This is a genomic window from Kluyvera sp. EC_51, assembly GCF_019584505.1.
In the GTDB taxonomy this organism is placed as follows: Bacteria; Pseudomonadota; Gammaproteobacteria; order Enterobacterales; family Enterobacteriaceae; genus Kluyvera; species Kluyvera sichuanensis.
The window spans coordinates 1-236 of record NZ_VDAG01000080.1 but is presented as its reverse complement, the minus strand read 5'-3'; the positions used below and the strand labels follow the sequence as shown (position 1 = coordinate 236).

General features: G+C 47.9%; 2 protein-coding genes. Both read right to left on the bottom strand.

What is annotated here, in order from left to right; all coding sequences use genetic code 11:
• A partial coding sequence (locus FHC49_RS24750) for an IS1 family transposase (RefSeq protein ID WP_097491765.1) occupies nt 1–59 on the bottom strand: 59 nt, incomplete at its 3' end.
• A 78-nt stretch (nt 60–137) separates the two neighbouring features.
• Nucleotides 138–236 (bottom strand): IS1 family transposase (locus tag FHC49_RS14195; protein ID WP_000641146.1); only part of this gene is annotated, 99 nt, incomplete at its 5' end.

Here is a 236-nt window from a genome sequence, read left to right as displayed (position 1 = left end):
TTACGCACCACCCCGTCAGTAGCTGAACAGGAGGGACAGCTGATAGAAACAGAAGCCACTGGAGCACCTCAAAAACACCATCATACACTAAATCAGTAAGTTGGCAGCATCACCATGACCTGGGTAATGACTCCAACTTACTGATAGTGTTTTATGTTCAGATAATGCCCGATGACTTTGTCATGCAGCTCCACCGATTTTGAGAACGACAGTGACTTCCGTCCCAGCCTTGCCAG